A 17,730-nucleotide genomic window follows, 5' to 3' on the forward strand; every position below is an offset into this window, starting at 1 on the left:
AGCTGCTTGCGCCCGCTAAATATGCGCTACAGGCCTATTTCATTGAAATATTGAAGGACGGCGAGGTCCGGAAAGTTGCCGGCGCGCTTTTCCTTCATCGCCGTCACCGCCGTCACCGCTTGGTGCACCTGCTGGTGGCTCCAGATCGCCCCTTGCAGCCAGCCCATCTGATTAAGCGCGTTGTCCACCGAATGGTCGCGGGCGTAATGCACCGCCTGCTTGGTGCCCCAGAGGGCGACGGGCGGCTTGGCGGCAATCTCTTTGGCACATTGCAGCGCACCGGCCAGCAGGGCTTGGGGCGTGTCGAGCACCTCATTGCCCAGGCCATGGCCCAGCGCCTTGGCTGCACCCATCTTGCGGCCGGTACAGGCCAGCTCTTTCACCACTGCCAGCGGCAGCAGCTTGGGCAAACGCTGCAGTGTGCCGACGTCGGCCACCTGCAGCCAGGTTGATTCGGTCGTGCACTTGTAGGGCTAAGCCGCTCGAAACGTCAGAATTTGCTGCCAGCGCATGGCATTGAGCCGAACCGGGTCGCGGTGCAGGACGCACCTTGCGCACTTGGCTTTTCCTACAGCCAGCCGTCTGCGCACACTGAACAATGATGACGAGACTGCGTATTTCTGGCTGACATGCAAGGCATGCATCGAGATTTTAGGTCTGTGCTGCCATTGCGGTCCGAGATCTACATTGATGTGCCATGGCTCGCCAGAGCTGCTGCCTCGAAAGCTTTCCCAATTGACAGGGTCTTCCTGTTTTACGCTGATACCCACCACAGGTTGACATGACAGATGCCTCTTTGTCCAACACCGCCACCAGCCCCGTGCCGTCAACCCCTGCAGGCCTGTTTCGTTCCTTCTGGATGGCCGGTTACGAAGGCGCTGACCATCTGAACATTGCGGGCGTGCCCCTGTCGATGAACCAGGCCAACCACCACTGGCAACAGCTCGACGCCGACTATGCCTTGCTGGCCCGATTCGGCATTCGCACGGTGCGTGAAAGCATTGGCTGGCGCATCACCGAGCAGCAGGGGGATGCCGGTTTTACGCGCTTGCGCCGGCATGCCGAACTGGCGCAGCAGCATGGCATCGAGGTGATCTGGACTTTGATGCACTATGGCTGGCCTGCCGACATTGACCTGCTGTCGCCGTCGTTTGCCGCGCGTTTTTCGGCCTTTAGCGAAAGGGTGGCTCGCACCCTGTGCAGTGTGTCCAGCGGCCGGCATTTCTACCAGCCGGTCAACGAGATTTCCTTTTTGTCCTGGGCGCTGTCATCGACCGGACTGATGCAGCATGCCCGGCGCACGCTTTTTTCGGGTGACGGGCAGGCGGTGAAAATCCAGCTGGTGCGTGCCGCGCTGCAGGCCTGCAATGCGATTGGCAGCGTGGACCCGCAGGCGCGTTTCATGCACGGCGACCCGTTGATTCATGTCACGGCACCCGGTGATTCGCCTCCTGAAGTGCTGGAAGCGGCGCGCCGGCAAAGTGACGGCGCCTTTGAAGCCTGGGACATGCTGTCTGGTCGCACCGAGCCGCAACTGGGCGGCTCGCCCCGGCACCTCGACATCGTCGGCATCAACTATTACCACGACAACCAGTGGACCGGCCAGGGACAGGCCGACGATCCCCTGCACTGGCACCTGCGCGACCCGCGTCGCAAGCCGCTCAGCGAACTGCTCGATTCGGTCTGGCAGCGCTACCGCGCGCCGATGCTGCTGGCCGAAACCAGCCATGTCGGTGACGGCCGCGGCCAGTGGCTTGACGACGTGGCGCGGGAAGTCAGCGTGTCCCGGGCGCGCGGCTTGCCGATTGAGGGCATCTGCCTGTACCCGGCGATTGACCGGCACGGCTGGGACGACTTTTCACACTGGCACCGCAGCGGGCTGTGGGATGTGCAGCCGCCATTGCCGGGGGACGACCCAGCCCTGTCAACCCGTATGTTGTGCGAACCCTATGCCGAGCAACTGCGGCGCTGGCAGCGCCATTTGCCCGGCGGTCCTCAGCCTCAAGCGGACGTTTCCAGCACCAGCCAATTTATCAACTATCGAGGACGCGACATGCAGACCATTATTGTTTTTTCACACCTGCGCTGGAACTTTGTCTACCAACGGCCACAGCACCTGCTCTCACGCCTGGCGCAGCATTACCGTATCGTCTTCATGGAAGAACCGGTTCCCAATGGCCGTGATTTTCTGGAGCGGCTGTCGCCCGCTGCCAATATCGAGGTGCTGCGCCCGCACGTGACCAGCAGCATTCCGGGTTTTCATGACGACCACCTGCCGGCGCTGCAAAGCCAGTTGGCCGACTACCTGCGCGACGAGGAAATCGACGATTACCTGATCTGGTTCTACACCCCGATGGCATTGCCGCTGGCCGCCGAGCTGCAGCCAGGCGCGGTGATCTACGACTGCATGGACGAGTTGTCGGCCTTCATGAACGCGCCGCGGCAGTTGATCCAGCGTGAAAACGCGCTTTACCAGATGGCCGACCTGGTGCTGACGGGTGGCCCGAGCCTGTACCGTTCCAAGCGCGCGCGGCATGACAACGTGCATTGTTTTTCCAGCAGCGTCGATGCCGCGCATTTCGCATCGGCTGTCAAAAACGGCTTGCCTGACCATCCGAAGCAGGCGGGCCTGGCGCATCCGCGCCTGGGATATTGCGGCGTGATCGACGAGCGCATCGACCTGGACCTGATTGCCGCCATGGCCGACATGCATCCCGAGTGGCAGATTGTCATGGTCGGGCCGGTGGTCAAGATCAACCCAGACAAGCTGCCGCAGCGCAGCAACATCCACTGGCTCGGCCAGCAAAGCTATGAAGTCCTGCCGCAGTTCATGGCCGGATGGGAGGTCTGCCTGTTGCCGTTCGCGCTGAACGACGCCACGCGTTTCATCAGCCCGACCAAGACATTGGAATACATGGCCGCTGGCAGGCCGTCGGTCAGCACCCGCATTCGCGATGTGGCCGAGCCTTACGGCCATGTGGTGGCGATTGCCGACACGGCGCTGGAATTCATTCACGCCTGCGAGGCGCTGCTGGCTGAACCAGAGGCCGAATCGGCCAGCCGCGCCGAACAGGTGCGCAGCATCGTGGCCGCCACGTCATGGGATGCCACCGCCGACGCCATCCGTGTCCAGATCGACGCGCTGGCACCGCGCCAGACTGTGTCTGCGCAGGAGGCTGCCCATTCCGGTTTTACAGTGACAAGCGATCCGGGTTTTGACGGCCAGCCCTTGGGACGCATGCTCAATGGCACAGCGCAGGAGGAGGGCGAGGACGAAGCGCGGTACTATTCCACCGTGGTGATTGGCGCCGGCCCCACCGGCCTGGCGGCGTCCTACCATCTGGGCGAAGGCAGCCTGCTGCTGGAAAAAGCCGGTACCGTGGGCGGCTGGTGCCGCTCGATCGTGGACAACGGCTTTACCTTTGACTATGCCGGCCACATCATGTTTTCCAACGATGCCTATGTGCTGGACCTGTACAAGACGCTGCTCGGTGACAACGTTCACTGGCAAAACCGCGAAGCCTGGATTTACAGCAAGGAGGTGTTCACGCGCTACCCGTTCCAGGGCGCGCTGTACGGCCTGCCGCCCGAAGTGCTCAAGGAATGCCTGATCGGCGCGATCGAAGCGCGATTCGGCCCGCTGAAAAAAGAGCTTCCCGGCACGGCCATTTCAGCGCCTTCGGCAGCCACTGCCACGATTTCCCATGCGGGCAGTGGCAGCCCGGTTGCCGGCGTGATCTCCAAAGGCCATGCAGTTGCGGCAGCGCCGAAGAATTTCGAGGAATTCATCTACAAGGTCTGGGGCGCCGGCGTGGCCAAGCACTTTGCCATTCCGTACAACAAGAAGCTCTGGGCCGTGCCGCTCAGTGAAATGGAAACCTCGTGGCTGGGCGGCCGTGTGCCGATGCCTGATCTTGAGGAAATGATCGACGGCGCCCTGAAGCCGGTGACCAAGCCGATGGGTCCGAACGCGCGCTTTGGCTACCCGCTGCGCGGCGGCTTTCAGGCGCTGATGGACGGCTTCTTGCCGCTGCTTGAAGGCGATGTGGAAATGCAGGCCGATGTGCTCGCCGTGTCGCCTTCGCGCCGCACGGTGACGCTGAAAGATGGCCGCGCCTACCGTTACGACACCCTGATCAGCACGCTGGCGCTGCCGCATCTGGTTGCGGCCATGGGCGACGAGGCGCCGCCTTCGGTGCAGGCGGCAGCCAGGGGACTGCGCCATGTGTCGGTGCGCTGCGTCAACCTGGGCATTGGCCGGGAGAACCTGACCGACAAGCACTGGATTTACTACCCTGAACAGACGGTGTTCCACCGCATCTTTGTGCAGGGCAACGCCAGCCCGCATTGCAACGCGCCCGGCGGCTTCGGCCTGACCTGCGAGATCACCTATTCGGAATACAAGCCATTGCCGTGCGACGGTCAGGATCTCATCGACCGCTGCATCCGCGAGTGCATCGCGGTCGGCATGTTCACCGAGGACGACGCCGTGCTGGCCGCCAACCAGGTGGACATGCCGTACGCCTATGTGGTCTATGACCATGACCGCGCCGCGCATGTCGAAACCATCCGCAACTGGGTGGCCCGGTCCAACATCATCCTGGCGGGCCGCTACAGTGAATGGGAATACTACAACTCGGACCATGCCTTCGTGGCCGGCAGGAATGCGGCTGCCCAAGCCGACGCACTGAACGGGCAACTGGCGGCCGACGCCCTGCCAGCCCTGAAGGCAGTGGGGTCCAGCCCGTCGCCGTAAGCAGTGCAGGGCTGAACAACGCCATCGCCTTGCCCACGCCACGCGTTGCAGCCAAGGCGATTGGTTTTCCTACAACCATATCAGCCACTGACCGATCCGCAAGCATTGGTCAGGCCCTAGATTGAACACAGTTGACAAATCTGTCGGCTTGGTTCATTCATCTGGCGGCTTCATCAAGAAGCTGGACTTTCAAGGAGACTCATCATGAAGCTATTCAACACCGTGGCCACCGCCCTGGCAGTGGCCGCACTGGTTGGCAGCATCGGGCTGGCCCAGGCACAAACCGGTGCTGCGGCTACCAGCACTACCCCTGGCAGCACCACCGGCACCGGCGCGACAGGCATTGGCGGGGCTGCTGGCATGGGTGCCGCGCCGGGTGCCGCCGGGACTTCCGGCGCTGCTGGCACTTCAGGCGCAACCGCAACGCAGGGCACGGCTGGCGCAGCCGCTACGGGTTCCGGATCTGGCTCGCGCTCAGGGGCCAGCATGGCCAATAACAGCGCCAGCAAGGCCGGCACCGGTACCACCCGCGGCAAAGGCGCTGCCAAGAAGAAACACCGCGCCCGCACCGACCGCAAGTGAAGCGGTCTTTCAACATGACATGATCTGACACACCAATAATTTTCCCGGTGGCATTTCCAGCAAAGCCTGGTGTTCCGGGGATTTTCTTTTTCTGCTGTGGCAGTGCTTCAGGACAGCGCGGTATCCAGCAGCATCATGATCACGAAGCCGACCATCAAGCCGCCTGTTGCAAAGGTTTCATGGCCCTCCCGGTGCGACTCGGGAATGATCTCGTGGCTGATGACATACAGCATGGCGCCTGCAGCGGCGGCCAGTCCCCAGGGCAGCAGGCTGGCTGACAAGCTGATCACCGCCACGCCCAGCACCGCCGCCACCGGCTCGACCAGTCCCGACAGCATGCCGATGCCCGCCGAGTGCCAGCGGCCATAGCCGACGCCGCGCAGTGCCAGTGCCACCACCATGCCTTCCGGCACGTCCTGTATGGAAATGCCGGTGGCCAGCGCCAGCGCGGCCACCGGGTCGGTGCCGGCAAAAGCCACGCCGATGGCCAGGCCTTCTGGCAGATTGTGCAGGCCGATGGCCAACACGAACAGCCACACGCGCTTCAGGGCGCGTGCCTCCCGGCCTTCGCGCCCCTTGATGAAATGCTCATGCGGCACCAGGCGGTCCACCAGCATCAAAAACAGCGCGCCGGCCATGATGCCCGCCCCGACGATGCCGCCGGCCCCCCAGGCACTGGCGCCTTGCAAACGGGCGCTGGCCAGCGCAGGAATGATCAGCGAAAACGAACTGGCCGCCAGCATCACGCCGGCGCCAAAGCCCAGCAGCGTGTCATAGGTGCGCTGAGAAAACTGGTGCGACAGCAGCACCGGCAGCGTGCCCAGTGCGGTTGCCAGCGCCGCCATGCCGCCGCCGATCAGCGCGCCTCGCATGCGCGGATCGTCCAGCGGAAGCATGCGAAAAATTCCGGACACCAGCACTGCGGCGCCGCCCAGGAAAATAGCCAGGCCCACCAGGCGGCGCCAAGGAAAGCGGCGGCGGGCAGCCTGCGGATCAATGCCGCGATCAGCGCGGTGTTCAACGCTGCAGGCAGCAGCAGGGTCATCTTGGCTTGACATGATTTCGGGATTGTCAATCAATAAAAAAATTTTTGAAAGGTTTGAAAAAAGCCGATGGCTTGCTGTGTGTCCGTTAGCTGAGGTGGCAATTTGTGCGAGCGGAAGAAGCGTCTTTTTTTGATTAAAGCGCAACCAGGCATTGTGGGTCGGCGTACTGGCTCTCACCCCTAAACCAGCGCGCGCCAAGGTCCAGTGCATGCGTTTGACGGCCAGCCGCCAATCTTAAATATCATCTTTGCATCGGCAGCGTAGGCCTGCATCGTCTGATTGCGTGGGCAAAAAAATGGATGCAGCTTGGTGCGCCACACGGCCTGACATTCTGATTTCCAGGGCTTGCCCGACCAGTGCGTCCCTTTTACCGCATCGCCGCCAGCTTGCTGCATTTTGCCGCGCATGGCGCACTCTTCCCATTAGAAAAGTTGGTAGTTTGCTATTTTTTCAATAGCTGCCTGTGCCTGCGCAGTCTGCGCAAAAGCACTGTTTTCATTATCAAAAGGCACTAGACCCGCCTTGGCCAGCGCGCTGGCCCGAACGCCCAGCAGTCGCAGCCGCTGGTCGAGCGGTACGCGCTTGAGGCACTGGCCGGCGATCTGGCGAATGGTCCGGGCGTCGTCGGTGTACGCCGGTACCGTCTGGTCGCGCGTGGCAATCCGGAAGTCTTCATAGCGCAGCTTGATGCCGATGGTCTTGGCGACATAGCCCTTGCGCTGCAGGTCGGCCGCCAGCTGCTCGCACAGCCGGGTAAAAATCGCGCCGAGTTCGGCTTTGTCCCGTACCGCATGCAAATCGCGCGCGAAAGTGGTTTCACGGCTCATGCTGACCGGCTCGCTCTCGGTGACCACCGGGCTGTCGTCGCGGCCCCAGGCCGCTTCAATCATCCAGGCGCCGCTGGCCTTGCCAAACTGGCCCATCAAAAACTGCCGGTCCTGCGCAGCCAGCTCGCCGATGGTCTGGATGCCCAGGCGCGTCAATTTTTCACCCGACTTGGGACCAATGCCATTGATCTTGCGCACGTTGAGCGGCCAGATGCGGCTTTGCACATCGGCCGCCTGGACAATCGAAATGCCGTTGGGCTTGTCGAACTCGCTGGCCATCTTGGCCAGCAGCTTGTTCGGCGCCACGCCGATGGAGCAGGTGAGGCCGGTTTTTTCAAAGATCGCCCGCTGGATCAGCCGGGCCAGCGCCCGTCCCCCCTCCCGCTGACCGCCGGGCACGTCGGTGAAGTCGATGTACACCTCGTCGATGCCCCGGTCCTGCATCAGCGGCGCGATCTCGGCAATCGTGCTTTTAAAGAGGCGCGAAAAGCGGCGAATCTCGTCGAAATCGACCGGCAGCACGATGGCCTGCGGACACAGCCGGGCGGCCTTCATCATGCCCATGGCCGAACCCACGCCAAACTGCCGCGCCGGGTAGGTGGCGGTGGTGATGACGCCCCGGCCCACGTAGTCCTTGAGCAAGGGGAATTCAGCCACCGGAATAAAGCGCAGCGCCCGCTCGCCATGCTGGGCCATCAGCGCTTGATCGACCGTGCGCCGCCCGCCCCCGATCACCACCGGCAGGCCCTTGAGCTGCGGATAGCGCAGCAACTCGACCGATGCAAAAAAAGCATCCATGTCGAGGTGGGCAATGCGCCGGGGCAGGGCGTTTGGGGCTGGCTCGGAGGTCACAGACAGGATTGTGCCGCGCTTCGGGCATGGCTTGCCGCCACAATGCGCCTGCGCTACCCAGTAGGCGTGTACTGCAGGATTTTCTCTTTTCAGGCGTTGGCATCACCTTGCCGCCAAAGGGAAATTTCTTCGGGAAGGAAAATAACCGGCCCTGTCGACGGATAGCTTGTTTTTGTCAAATGCTATTTATTTAATAGCTGCTTTGGCATGACCAGCCTGCGCCAAGGCTGGTTTTAATATAAAAAACCGGCTCTAAAAAATCCCGCGCGGCAGGCGTTGTCGGTTCCATCGGGTGTGCGCGGGCCACAATCACGGCACGCAAATTGCGCGGTGTGCCGGCGCTTGTTGGCCCGGGCAGTGCGCCCCATTGTTGAACTTCCCAAGAGGTATTTTCGTGACCATTCCTGTTGCTTTGTCCCGCCGTTCCATGCTCCACACCACCCTGGGTGCGGCCGCCGCACTGGCCCTGGCCAGCCCGCAGGCACTGGCGCAAAAAGCCTGGCCCGCCAAGACGATCCGCTGGATCGTTGCCTATCCGGCTGGCGGTGGCCAGGATTTTCTGGCGCGCCATCTGTCGGTGCAGATGGGCAAGCAACTCGGCCAGTCCATCATCATCGACAACCGCCCCGGCGCGGCCGGCATCATCGGCACCGACGCGGCGTCCAAGGCGACCGCCGACGGCTACACCCTGGTGACGGGCGACAACGGCGCCATGGTGCTGAACACCGCGCTGTACAAGAAGCTGCCCTACAGCCCCGACGACTTCACGCCGCTGGGCTACATGGCGGGGTTTCCGCTGATCCTGGTGGTCAATCCCGACAGCCCGTTCACCAGCGCGCGCCAGTGGCTGGCGGCGGTCAAGCGCTCGCCGGGCATGTACAGCTATGCCTCGCCCGGCGCGGGCAGCCCGCACCACCTGGCGATGGAACTGATCAAGGAGCGCACCGGCAGCTACATCGTGCATGTGCCCTACCGGGGCACGGCCATGGCGATCCAGGACGTGATGGGCGGGCAACTGCCTATGATGATTGTCGACACCGCCGGCGGCCTGGCGCAGATCCGCGCCGGCAAGGTGCGCGCGCTGGCGGTGCTGTCGCCCCAGCGGATTGCCGCATTGCCCAACGTGCCGACGCTGGCCGAGTCCGGCGTGCCGGATTTCGCGGCTGTCGCCTGGCAGGGACTGTTTGTTCCCAAAGGCACGCCGCCCGACATTGCAGCGCTGCTGTCGGCCGAGATGCAAAAAGCCATCCTGGTGCCTGAAGTCAAGACCCGGCTGGAAGAGTTTGGCCTGGACGTGACGCCGTCCGACGGACCGCAGCTGGCCAGTTTCATCGCGAGTGAAAAGAAGTTCTGGCACAAGCTGATCCGCGAACGCCACCTGTCGCTTGACTGAGGGGAGGCAGCCCTGACATGCCAGCGCGCTTGCCGGGTACGCGCCTGTCCCATCGGCCAGCGCTGCATGTGTGCCTGGATTCCTGACGACGCAGACTGACAGCCAGCGGCCGCTTTCACCGACACCACCGACAGGCGCATGTTTGCAGAATGGATATTTCAACCCATTTCAAGGAGCGCGTCGCCATGAACACCGTCACCACCGCCGACAAGACCGAGTTGTACGTCAAGGACTGGGGCAGCGGCCAGCCGGTCATCTTGCTGCATGGCTGGCCGCTGTCGGCCGACAGCTGGGACGACCATGCCATGGCGCTGGCCGACGCCGGCTACCGCGCCATCGCCTACGACCGCCGGGGTTTCGGCCGTTCATCGCAGCCCTGGAGCGGCTACGACTACGACACACTGGCCGACGACCTGGCCGCCGTGATCGAGCAGACCGGCGCGCATGATGCGGTGCTGGCCGGCTTTTCGATGGGCGGCGGCGAGGTGGCGCGCTACATGTCGCGCCATGGCGGCAAGTCAGTGGCCAAGGCGGTGCTGGTGTCGTCGGTCGTGCCCTTCATGCTGAAAACCGACGACAACCCCAAGGGCACGCCCATGTCGGTGTTCGACAAGATGACCGCTGGCATGAAGGAAGACCGCGCCGAGTTCTTCGGCACGTTTTTTGAAGATTTTTATGGCGTCGGCATGTTGTCCAGCCCGGTCAGCGACGAAGTCATCGACTGGTCGCGCCAAGTGGCCATGCAGGCGAGCCTGAAAGCCACGCTGGCCTGCGCGGCCGCCTTCGCCACCACCGACTTCCGCCCGGACCTGGCGGCGTTTAAGGTGCCGACGCTGATCATCCACGGCACTGGCGACAACACGGTGCCGATTGACGCTGCCGGCCGGGCCGCAGCCAAGGGCATTGCCGGCTCAACCCTGCTGGAATATGACGGCGCGCCGCATGGCCTGCTGGTGACTGAAAAAGACCGCGTGACGCGCGATCTGCTCGACTTCCTGAAAGGCTAAGCTGTAAAAAGGACGCAGCCTTGCCAGGCTGCAATCAGGAATTCCTGAAATCGTATGTGCCGGGCAGCAAGATGCTCTTGTCCACTGTGTTGATGTCGGTGTGGCCGCAAAAGGCCATGGTGATGTCGAGTTCCTTGTGGATGATCTGCAGCGCCTTGGTCACGCCGGCCTCGCCCATGGCGCCCAGGCCGTACACCATGGCGCGGCCAATCAGCGTGCCGCGCGCGCCCAGCGCCCAGGCCTTGAGCACGTCCTGGCCGGAACGGATGCCGCCGTCCATCCACACCTCAATCTCCGAACCAACGGCCTCGACGATCTCCGGCAGCGCTGAAATGCTTGACGGTGCGCCGTCAAGCTGGCGGCCACCATGGTTGCTGACGACAATGGCGTCGGCACCGCTTTGCACCGCCAGCCGGGCGTCTTCGACATCCTGAATGCCTTTGAGGATCAGCTTTCCGCCCCATTTTTCCTTGACCCAGGCGATGTCGGCCCACGACAGGCGCGGGTCGAACTGTTCGTTGGTCCAGGCGGACAGCGAATTCATGTCGCTCACGCCCTTGACGTGGCCGACCAGGTTGCCAAAAGTGCGGCGGCGCGTGCCCGCCATGCCCAGGCACCAGCGCGGCTTGGTCATCAGGTTGATGATGTTGGCCAGCGTCGGTTTTGGCGGCGCCGTCAGGCCATTTTTCAAATCCTTGTGGCGCTGGCCGATGACCTGCAGGTCCAGCGTCAGCACCAGCGCGTTGCAGCCGGCCTTGCGGGTGCGCTCGATCATCGCGGCCATGGCCTCGCGGTCGCGCATCATGTAGAGCTGGAACCAGAAAGGGCGCTGCGTGTGGGCGGCGATGTCCTCGATCGAGCAGATGCTCATGGTCGAGAGGATGAAGGGAATGCCGAACTTTTCAGCCGCCCGGGCCGCCTTGATCTCGCCGTCGGCATGCTGCATGCCGGTCAGGCCGACAGGCGCAATCGCCACCGGCATCTTCACGTCGATGCCAACCATTTTTGTCGCTGTCGAGCGGTTTTCCATGTTCACCGCGACGCGCTGGCGCAGCTTGATCTTCTGAAAATCAGTCTCATTGGCGCGGTAGGTGCCTTCGGTCCACGAGCCTGAGTCGGCGTAGTCGTAGAACATGCGGGGAACGCGTTTTTGCGCCAGCACGCGCAGGTCTTCGATGTTGGTGATCACGGTCATGGGTTGTCTCCTGAAGCAACTGATGCTAGCGGTTTGCGCGTTTCTGGCGAGTGAATAATTTTTTTGCCTGGTAAATTTATTTCAACAGCGCCGCAGTTGGCACAGCGTTGCAGCGCTGCAGGCGCATAGGTCAGTTCCTTCTTTTGGAAGGCGCTGATGCCCTGGCTCGGCGCAAACCGGCGCCGCGCACTTTTAGCCCGTTCGCCGCCTTGCCGAACAGCGTGCGGCTGAGTGAGCCGATGCCGACCAGCTCGCCGCGAAACGGCACCAGCTTCAGGTAAGCCTCCAGAATCTGGTCCTTGCCAGCTGCATGTTCAGCGTGGACGCGCCCGGCGTTTTCGTGTCCCACAGGTTGGCCCACCCTGCACTGGACACCGCCTGCCAGTCCACGCCGCTGTATTCGTAAAACCGCTTGTCTTCACTCGGCACCAGCGCCCTGCGCAAGGCCGGCGAGATGTCGGCCTGGGCGACCCACTGCCCGCGCCGCACGCTGGCATCGGTATGCACGCGCTGGCAGTGCTTGGCGCCAGGCAAGCCTCAGGCGGGCGCGGCGGTCACAGCAGCGGCTCGGTGTGGCCCGGCGCGCGATTCAGCAACTGTGTCTGCTGGTTGATGCTGACCGTGCGGTAGCGTTCGTAGTGGCGCAGGATGTCGACGATGATTTCCTCAGGCCGCAGGTACTGGATGTCGTAGCCCTGGCGGCCGTCTTCGAAGAAGGTCATCGGCTCGAATACCTGGTCACGCTCGCTATCGCGTGCCGCTTCGCGCACGATGAACACCGGCACCGCACGGCTGACGGCCTTGACGCCATAGACAAAGTCCCGCAGCGTCGGGTCGGGAATCGTCAGGCGCAGCACGCCTTCGCCCAGGTCGTCCTCGTGCACGCTGGCGGCCACGCCGCGCTGGTTCAGCTCGCGCACCACGTCGCGCATGGCCTGCAGCACGCCTGTCTGCATGAACTGCAGCACGTCCTTGCGGGTGGACTGGTGCACGATCTGCTCCAGCCGCTTGCGCCAGTGCTGGCCGCTCCAGAAATTGGTGGCAGGCGACAGGTCTTGCGTCGAATGTGCCACGTCCGCCTGCAGGCCGCGCCAAAGTCCATAGCAGAGGGCCAGCATGATCACGGCCACTGGCAGTGCGGCCACTAGCGTCATGGCCTGCAGAGCGCCCAGCCCACCGGCCAGCAGCAGCACGGCGGCGGTCACGCCCAGCACGCCCGCCCAGAACAAGCGCTGCCAAACCGGCGAGCGCGGGTTGCCGCGAGAGGCAATGGCATCGACGACATAAGCGCCGGAGTCGGCCGAGGTGACAAAGAACACCCCAATCAGCAAGATAGCCAGCCACGACACCGTCACGGTCAGCGGCAAAAAGTCAAAAAACCGGAACAGCAATGCATCGACGTTGCCCACGGTCTGCGCCAGCGCCCCAGCGGCCACGTTGGTGTCGATCCAGATGGCGCCGTTGCCAAACGCCGTCATCCACAGCAGATTGAAAGCCGTTGGCACCAGGAGCACGCCAAGGATGAACTGGCGAATCGTGCGGCCGCGCGAAATGCGCGCAATGAACATACCGACAAACGGCGACCAGGAAATCCACCAGGCCCAGTACAGGATGGTCCAGCCGCCAAACCAGCCTTCGTCACGTGTCGGTTCATAAACAAAGGTGCGCAGCGACATGCTGACCAGGTTCGACAGGTAGCCGCCAATGTTTTCACTCAGTGCCTGAAATAAATACACCGTCGGTCCGGCAATGATGACAAAGCCCAGCAGCAAGAACGACAGCGACAAGTTGAACTCGCTCAGGCGGCGCACACCCTTGTCCAGCCCGCTGACCGCCGACAGGCCGGCCAGCAACACCACGACGACGATGATGCCGATGCGAAAGGCGTTGGTCGAGGTGTCCCAGCCGCCGACCTTGTTCAACCCGGCCGCCAACTGCAATGCGCCGTAGCCCAGCGTGGTGGCAATGCCGGCAATGGTGCCGACCAGCGCAAAGGCATCGACGCAGTGGCCGATCGGGCCGTTGATGCGTTCCTTGAGCAGCGGGTAGAGGCCCGAGCGCAGCGTCAGCGGCAGGTTGTAGCGAAAGCCGAAGTAGGCCAGCACCAGCCCCATGGTGCCGTAAATCGCCCAGGCGTGAAAGCCCCAGTGGAAAAACGTCACCTGCAGTGCTTCCTTGGCCGCCGCCGGTGTGCCGCCGATTTGCGTTGGCGGCTTGAGAAAGTGCTGCAGCGGCTCGCCCACGCCAAAATACATCAGGCCAATACCCATGCCGGCGGCAAACAGCATGGCGGTCCACGACAGGAAATTGAATTCGGGCAGGGAGTCATCCGGGCCGAGCCGGATGTCACCAAAGCGGCTGGCTGCCACCATCAGCAAAAACACCAGAAACACCGTGACCGCACTGGTGTAAAACCAGTCAAAGTGGCCCACCACCCAACTTTGCGCGCCTGAAAAAACCTGGTTGGCAAGCTCCGGAAACATGCCGCAAAACACCAGCAGGGCGCCCAGCACCAGCAGTGCCGGAATGACGACCTGCGGCACCAGCGTGGTCAGCGGTGCGCGCTCCGGCGTGGGAGAAGGGGGCTTGATACCGGGACCTGTTTCAGGCTCTATGGGGACGGGAGGGCTGGAAGCTATGGAAGCCATGGAAGGGGTGGGAGAAGGGTCTTGCATGCGGTGATCTCCTGGGATTGGCTCAAAGGCAGCCCGGCATCTGACGGCCTTGTGCACCCTGATCAAACCGGGTGCGCAAGGTCTAAGCCAGTCGGGTTAGCGGGGCATAGTACGCCTTGCGCCGGCCTGTGCGTGTCGGTCAATGGCTATTTCGTCGTCTTTGCTTCAATCCGTGCATTCGGCGTTTCGCTGCAGTGGTCAAGTTATTGCGGAGAGGTCAACAGGTGGGTTGAGTTGCCGATTTAGGCGCGAAAGCATTGGCGTGACAAGTACCCCGGTTTGGTGTTCAGCCGCACCGGGTTGAAGAAGTTGACGATGTAGTCAGCCATGTCATGAATGGCTTTGCCGTGGATTGGCGTCGTCGCGTTGCCAGACCCGCTCCATCTTCAGGCTCAGTAAAAAGTGTTCCATCCTGGTTGTAGTGCGCCAGTGGCCATTATGCTTTTCCTGACGCCTGCACGCCAAGCACCGATGTCGGCAGTCCTGGCAACAAAGCATGTTTGCTTTGGGTCAAAAAATGGCCTGCGACACCGACCACCCCTACAAAGTGGGGCACGTTACGGCAACCCGCTTGAGCGCTTTTGGTTTTTATCCCATCAGGCGCCGCCCCGAACGGCGCCCAGGGCGGGGTAGCCGCCGGGCTGCGGGTCCGGTCCTTTTTTCAGCACCGCCATTCGGCCTTTCATGGCGACCATCTCCACCGTCTGGCTGGCAATGATGTCTTGGGCAAGCTGGCGCACCATCGGGTCGCGCCCATGGATCAGTACCAGCCGCGCCATTTCCACAGCGCCCTGGTGGTGGGGAATCATCATGGCCAAAAAATCGGTATCGGGCTGACCGGTGTAGCCCGGGCCGTGCATGTCGTCCATCATGCGGGCCATACCTGCATCCATGTCCGATTCAAAGGCGCTGGCAGTGCCCGGCCGCGCTTTGACGTGCCCATGCGCGCCATGGTCCGTCATGCGGTCTGCCCCTTGGTTCCAGGACGCACATAGACCAGGTTGATGCTTTTCTTGTTGCGCAGTTCGCCCGACGGCAGTTTCAGGGCGCCGAGCGTAATCTGGGTGATGAGCTTGGGCTCCAGCGGCCTTGAAACGTCGAAGGCCGAACACACCACCTGGCCTGCATGGGGCGTGCCGGGCAGCTCGTCCTGCTCATGCGCCACGTAAAGCAGGTTGTTGGCCGGATTGGTCCACAGGCCGTGCGCTTCGCGCCCGCCGGTGTACACCATGCCCACGACCTTTTGCTGGGCCAGCGGCACCGAGCGGTCAATGATGGCCAGGCGGCTGGACGCCGCGCCGTTGGGCCCGCCGTCATCGACCCGGGCCAGGCTCATGTAAGTCACCTGGCCGCCAGCGTTGTCAACAAATTCAAGGTGGTTGGGCCGGGCCATCTCGCCTAACGAGAGCGTCGCCAGCACGGTGCCGGGGTCTTTCACCGAAACAATCGACACCGCATCGGCCAGCTTGTGCGACAGCCACATCTGGGTGCCGTCGGGCGAGAGCTTTTGAAACGGCGTGAAGGCCGGCTTGTCCTGCGCGCCCAGGTCCACCAGGCGAAGACGTTTCGGCCGCGAATGGCCATTGGCGTCCGGATTGACCTGCATGATCTCGAGCTGCGCAGCCTTTTGGCTGACCACGAAGGCCAGCAGGCCGTCTTTGGAGAACCACACCTGGGCCGGCCCGTTCAAGGTCGGCAGGTAAGCGCGCACCGCCTGCGAAGGCATGGGCCCCTGACCCGTCAACTGGCGCATGGCTTGGCTCACGTCAACAATGGCGATGCGGTCTTCACCGCGCAAGGTGACCCACAACTCCTTGCCGTTGCGCGTGAACGTCGGCTCATGCGGCTCCCGGCCGAGCAAGATGCCGCTGGACAGGCGATCCGGGCTGGTCGTCGGGCCGGCTTGTGGATTGATGGCATTGCCAATGACGCGGCGGTTCGCCGCATCGATCAGGTAGATGTTGCTGCTGCCGCGCCCGGAGGTGGCAAGCAGCGTGCCGTCCGGGTTGGGCACGGCGCCATGCGCGTCCACGCAGCCATGGTAGAGCGGCTTGTGGATCATCGCCGCATGGGTCGGCATGACGCCGCCGGTGACAAAGCGAAAGGGCGGGCGCGCGTCTTCGTCGAAGCTGGTGAGGTTGATCGTCGTGTCGACCGTGTTGCTCATCGGGTTGATCACGCTGATGGTGTTGGAGTCTTCATTGGTGATGAAGACCCGGTCCACGGGCGAAATATCCGGTCCGGCGGTGGGTATCGCGAGCGCGGCAGGCGCGGCGGTGGAATCCTGGGCCATGGCCCACGGCGTTACAGCTGCGGCAGCGGTCGCTGCAGGCAAGGCGACAGCGGCTTTCAGAAAGTCGCGCCGCGTGTCGTTCAGTTTTGCATTCATTGGTCAGCTTTCAAGTAAATAGTGTGGTCGATTGAAAATGGCAAGCAGCGCACGAACGCGGTGGACGGTCTGCAGGGCATGGGGTTGTCCAGAATGTTGAGAGTTTTTTAAACGGAGTCCGAACGCCCTCAGCGTGCGCTGCCAAGCTGTCGGTACACCTCGCTTGACACCCGAGCCAGCTCGGTCTTGTCGGCATCGGCGGAGATGGCGTAGCCAAAAGGACCGTTGACCCAGTAAAAGACATTCACCGGGCCTTCCCTGGCAAACCTGAACGCCGTTTCCTGGTGGCTACCTGACGGCGCAGCAGCGTCAGGCGCAGCCACTTCGCGGGACACATACAGCGTCAGCTTGGCCCCGGCGCTGTCGTGGTACATGAACTGCGCGACCGGACCTTGTCCGCCAGGCAACAGCCGCCCGCCGTCCAGGGCATACCCCAGGTCCTGCAGATGGGGCGGCTTCATGGGCGCGCCCATGCGCTTGGACAACCAGGCCACCAGCTGGTCTTCATGGTCTGCGCCCACTTCCACGGGACGGCGCGCATCCGGGCTGTACACCGCATGCGCGACGGCGGCGCGCTGGGCAAAGCCGGTGGCCGAAGCCAGGGTGATGGCGCTGGGGGTGCGCCGCGCCAGCGTTTGTGCGCCGGGTTCGGCACCGATGCCGCGCAGTGCCCAGCCTGCGGCGCCACTGACCACCGCAATGGCAATGCCTGCCGCCAGGCGCTGCGCATACCAAGGTGTCCGCGGCCTGGCGGCCTGCCTCAGCCGGTGCGGCAGTGGCTCGTCCAACACCGGATCGAACAGCGCACGCAACTCACGCTTGTGCGCCAGGTAGGCCTCCACGCGCAGCGCCTCCTCGGGCCGCTTGGCCAGGTAAGCCTCGATCTCGCGCTGGCGCTCGGGCGTGAGCTGGCGGTCGACAAACGCCTGCAGTTCGGCTTCGGTCACCGGCGCGGCCGGTGGTGATGGGGGCGTGACGGAATTCATAAGGGCGTGTTCGGGGAGCGGC

The 17,730-nt window shown here is 63.1% G+C and carries 12 protein-coding genes and 3 pseudogenes; 4 read left to right on the plus strand and 11 right to left on the minus strand.

Features of this window, described 5'->3' with window-relative positions; all coding sequences use genetic code 11:
* Positions 1-26: 26 nt before the first annotated feature.
* Positions 27-437: pseudogene (locus tag H4V98_RS07190) on the minus strand (enoyl-CoA hydratase-related protein); the annotation flags it as partial.
* A 344-nt stretch (positions 438-781) separates the two neighbouring features.
* Between H4V98_RS07190 and H4V98_RS07195 the strand changes: the two are divergent.
* Together H4V98_RS07195 and H4V98_RS07200 are read left to right on the plus strand one after the other, a co-directional pair.
* Positions 782-4,756, plus strand: coding sequence for an NAD(P)-binding protein (locus tag H4V98_RS07195; RefSeq protein WP_280757367.1), 3,975 nt, complete (start codon positions 782-784; stop codon positions 4,754-4,756).
* Between the two features lie 204 nt (positions 4,757-4,960).
* The gene (locus H4V98_RS07200) at positions 4,961-5,338 is read left to right on the plus strand and encodes a hypothetical protein (RefSeq protein ID WP_196861601.1); all 378 of its coding nucleotides are present in this window, start codon (positions 4,961-4,963) and stop codon (positions 5,336-5,338) included.
* 107 nt (positions 5,339-5,445) lie between these two features.
* Here H4V98_RS07200 and H4V98_RS07205 read toward each other — a convergent pair whose 3' ends face one another.
* The 3 genes from H4V98_RS07205 to H4V98_RS07215 all read right to left on the minus strand — a co-directional run bounded on the left by H4V98_RS07205 (position 5,446) and on the right by H4V98_RS07215 (position 8,009).
* Positions 5,446-6,396, minus strand: coding sequence for a ZIP family metal transporter (locus H4V98_RS07205; RefSeq protein ID WP_231374279.1), 951 nt, complete (start codon positions 6,394-6,396; stop codon positions 5,446-5,448).
* A 167-nt stretch (positions 6,397-6,563) separates the two neighbouring features.
* The gene (locus H4V98_RS07210) at positions 6,564-6,791 is read right to left on the minus strand and encodes a hypothetical protein (RefSeq protein ID WP_196861602.1); all 228 of its coding nucleotides are present in this window, start codon (positions 6,789-6,791) and stop codon (positions 6,564-6,566) included.
* A gap of 15 nt (positions 6,792-6,806) precedes the next feature.
* Positions 6,807-8,009 (minus strand): DNA polymerase IV, encoded by a 1,203-nt coding sequence (locus tag H4V98_RS07215; RefSeq protein ID WP_196861827.1) that lies wholly within the window; start codon positions 8,007-8,009, stop codon positions 6,807-6,809.
* A gap of 448 nt (positions 8,010-8,457) precedes the next feature.
* Between H4V98_RS07215 and H4V98_RS07220 the strand changes: the two genes are divergently transcribed.
* Complete coding sequence (locus H4V98_RS07220; RefSeq protein WP_280757368.1) at positions 8,458-9,456, plus strand: tripartite tricarboxylate transporter substrate binding protein; 999 nt, start codon at positions 8,458-8,460, stop codon at positions 9,454-9,456.
* Between the two features lie 185 nt (positions 9,457-9,641).
* Positions 9,642-10,463: an alpha/beta hydrolase gene (locus H4V98_RS07225; protein WP_196861829.1), complete on the plus strand. Its 822-nt coding sequence runs from the start codon at positions 9,642-9,644 to the stop codon at positions 10,461-10,463.
* A 34-nt stretch (positions 10,464-10,497) separates the two neighbouring features.
* Here the strand turns inward: H4V98_RS07225 and H4V98_RS07230 are convergent, their stop codons facing one another.
* The 7 genes and pseudogenes from H4V98_RS07230 to H4V98_RS07260 all read right to left on the minus strand — a co-directional run bounded on the left by H4V98_RS07230 (position 10,498) and on the right by H4V98_RS07260 (position 17,708).
* On the minus strand, positions 10,498-11,658 hold the full coding sequence (locus H4V98_RS07230) for an alpha-hydroxy acid oxidase (RefSeq protein WP_196861603.1): 1,161 nt from the start codon (positions 11,656-11,658) through the stop codon (positions 10,498-10,500).
* A gap of 192 nt (positions 11,659-11,850) precedes the next feature.
* Positions 11,851-12,165: pseudogene (locus H4V98_RS07235) on the minus strand (transglycosylase domain-containing protein).
* A 47-nt stretch (positions 12,166-12,212) separates the two neighbouring features.
* Positions 12,213-14,333, minus strand: coding sequence for a BCCT family transporter (locus H4V98_RS07240; protein WP_255532069.1), 2,121 nt, complete (start codon positions 14,331-14,333; stop codon positions 12,213-12,215).
* A gap of 242 nt (positions 14,334-14,575) precedes the next feature.
* A pseudogene (locus H4V98_RS07245) lies at positions 14,576-14,744 on the minus strand (IS3 family transposase); the annotation flags it as partial.
* A gap of 185 nt (positions 14,745-14,929) precedes the next feature.
* Positions 14,930-15,295, minus strand: coding sequence for a DUF305 domain-containing protein (locus H4V98_RS07250; protein WP_196861604.1), 366 nt, complete (start codon positions 15,293-15,295; stop codon positions 14,930-14,932).
* Positions 15,292-16,722, minus strand: a complete 1,431-nt coding sequence (locus H4V98_RS07255) for a YncE family protein (protein WP_196861605.1) — start codon at positions 16,720-16,722, stop codon at positions 15,292-15,294. Before H4V98_RS07255 ends, H4V98_RS07250 begins: the two co-directional genes overlap by 4 nt.
* A 128-nt stretch (positions 16,723-16,850) precedes the next feature.
* Positions 16,851-17,708, minus strand: a complete 858-nt coding sequence (locus H4V98_RS07260; protein WP_196861606.1) for an anti-sigma factor — start codon at positions 17,706-17,708, stop codon at positions 16,851-16,853.
* Between the last annotated feature and the right edge of the window lie 22 nt (positions 17,709-17,730).

This window comes from Polaromonas sp. CG_23.6, from assembly GCF_029892315.1.
In the GTDB taxonomy this organism is placed as follows: domain Bacteria; phylum Pseudomonadota; class Gammaproteobacteria; order Burkholderiales; family Burkholderiaceae_C; genus Polaromonas.

Excerpts from the sequence above, each read along its gene's own strand:
- H4V98_RS07195 (WP_280757367.1), top strand. The coding sequence starts at position 782 with ATGACAGATGCCTCTTTGTCCAACACCGCCACCAGCCCCGTGCCGTCA.
- H4V98_RS07200 (WP_196861601.1), top strand. The coding sequence starts at position 4,961 with ATGAAGCTATTCAACACCGTGGCCACCGCCCTGGCAGTGGCCGCACTG.
- H4V98_RS07205 (WP_231374279.1), bottom strand. The coding sequence starts at position 6,396 with ATGTCAAGCCAAGATGACCCTGCTGCTGCCTGCAGCGTTGAACACCGC.
- H4V98_RS07210 (WP_196861602.1), bottom strand. The coding sequence starts at position 6,791 with ATGCGCGGCAAAATGCAGCAAGCTGGCGGCGATGCGGTAAAAGGGACG.
- H4V98_RS07215 (WP_196861827.1), bottom strand. The coding sequence starts at position 8,009 with ATGGATGCTTTTTTTGCATCGGTCGAGTTGCTGCGCTATCCGCAGCTC.
- H4V98_RS07225 (WP_196861829.1), top strand. The coding sequence starts at position 9,642 with ATGAACACCGTCACCACCGCCGACAAGACCGAGTTGTACGTCAAGGAC.
- H4V98_RS07230 (WP_196861603.1), bottom strand. The coding sequence starts at position 11,658 with ATGACCGTGATCACCAACATCGAAGACCTGCGCGTGCTGGCGCAAAAA.
- H4V98_RS07240 (WP_255532069.1), bottom strand. The coding sequence starts at position 14,333 with ATGCAAGACCCTTCTCCCACCCCTTCCATGGCTTCCATAGCTTCCAGC.
- H4V98_RS07250 (WP_196861604.1), bottom strand. The coding sequence starts at position 15,295 with ATGACGGACCATGGCGCGCATGGGCACGTCAAAGCGCGGCCGGGCACT.
- H4V98_RS07255 (WP_196861605.1), bottom strand. The coding sequence starts at position 16,722 with ATGAATGCAAAACTGAACGACACGCGGCGCGACTTTCTGAAAGCCGCT.
- H4V98_RS07260 (WP_196861606.1), bottom strand. The coding sequence starts at position 17,708 with ATGAATTCCGTCACGCCCCCATCACCACCGGCCGCGCCGGTGACCGAA.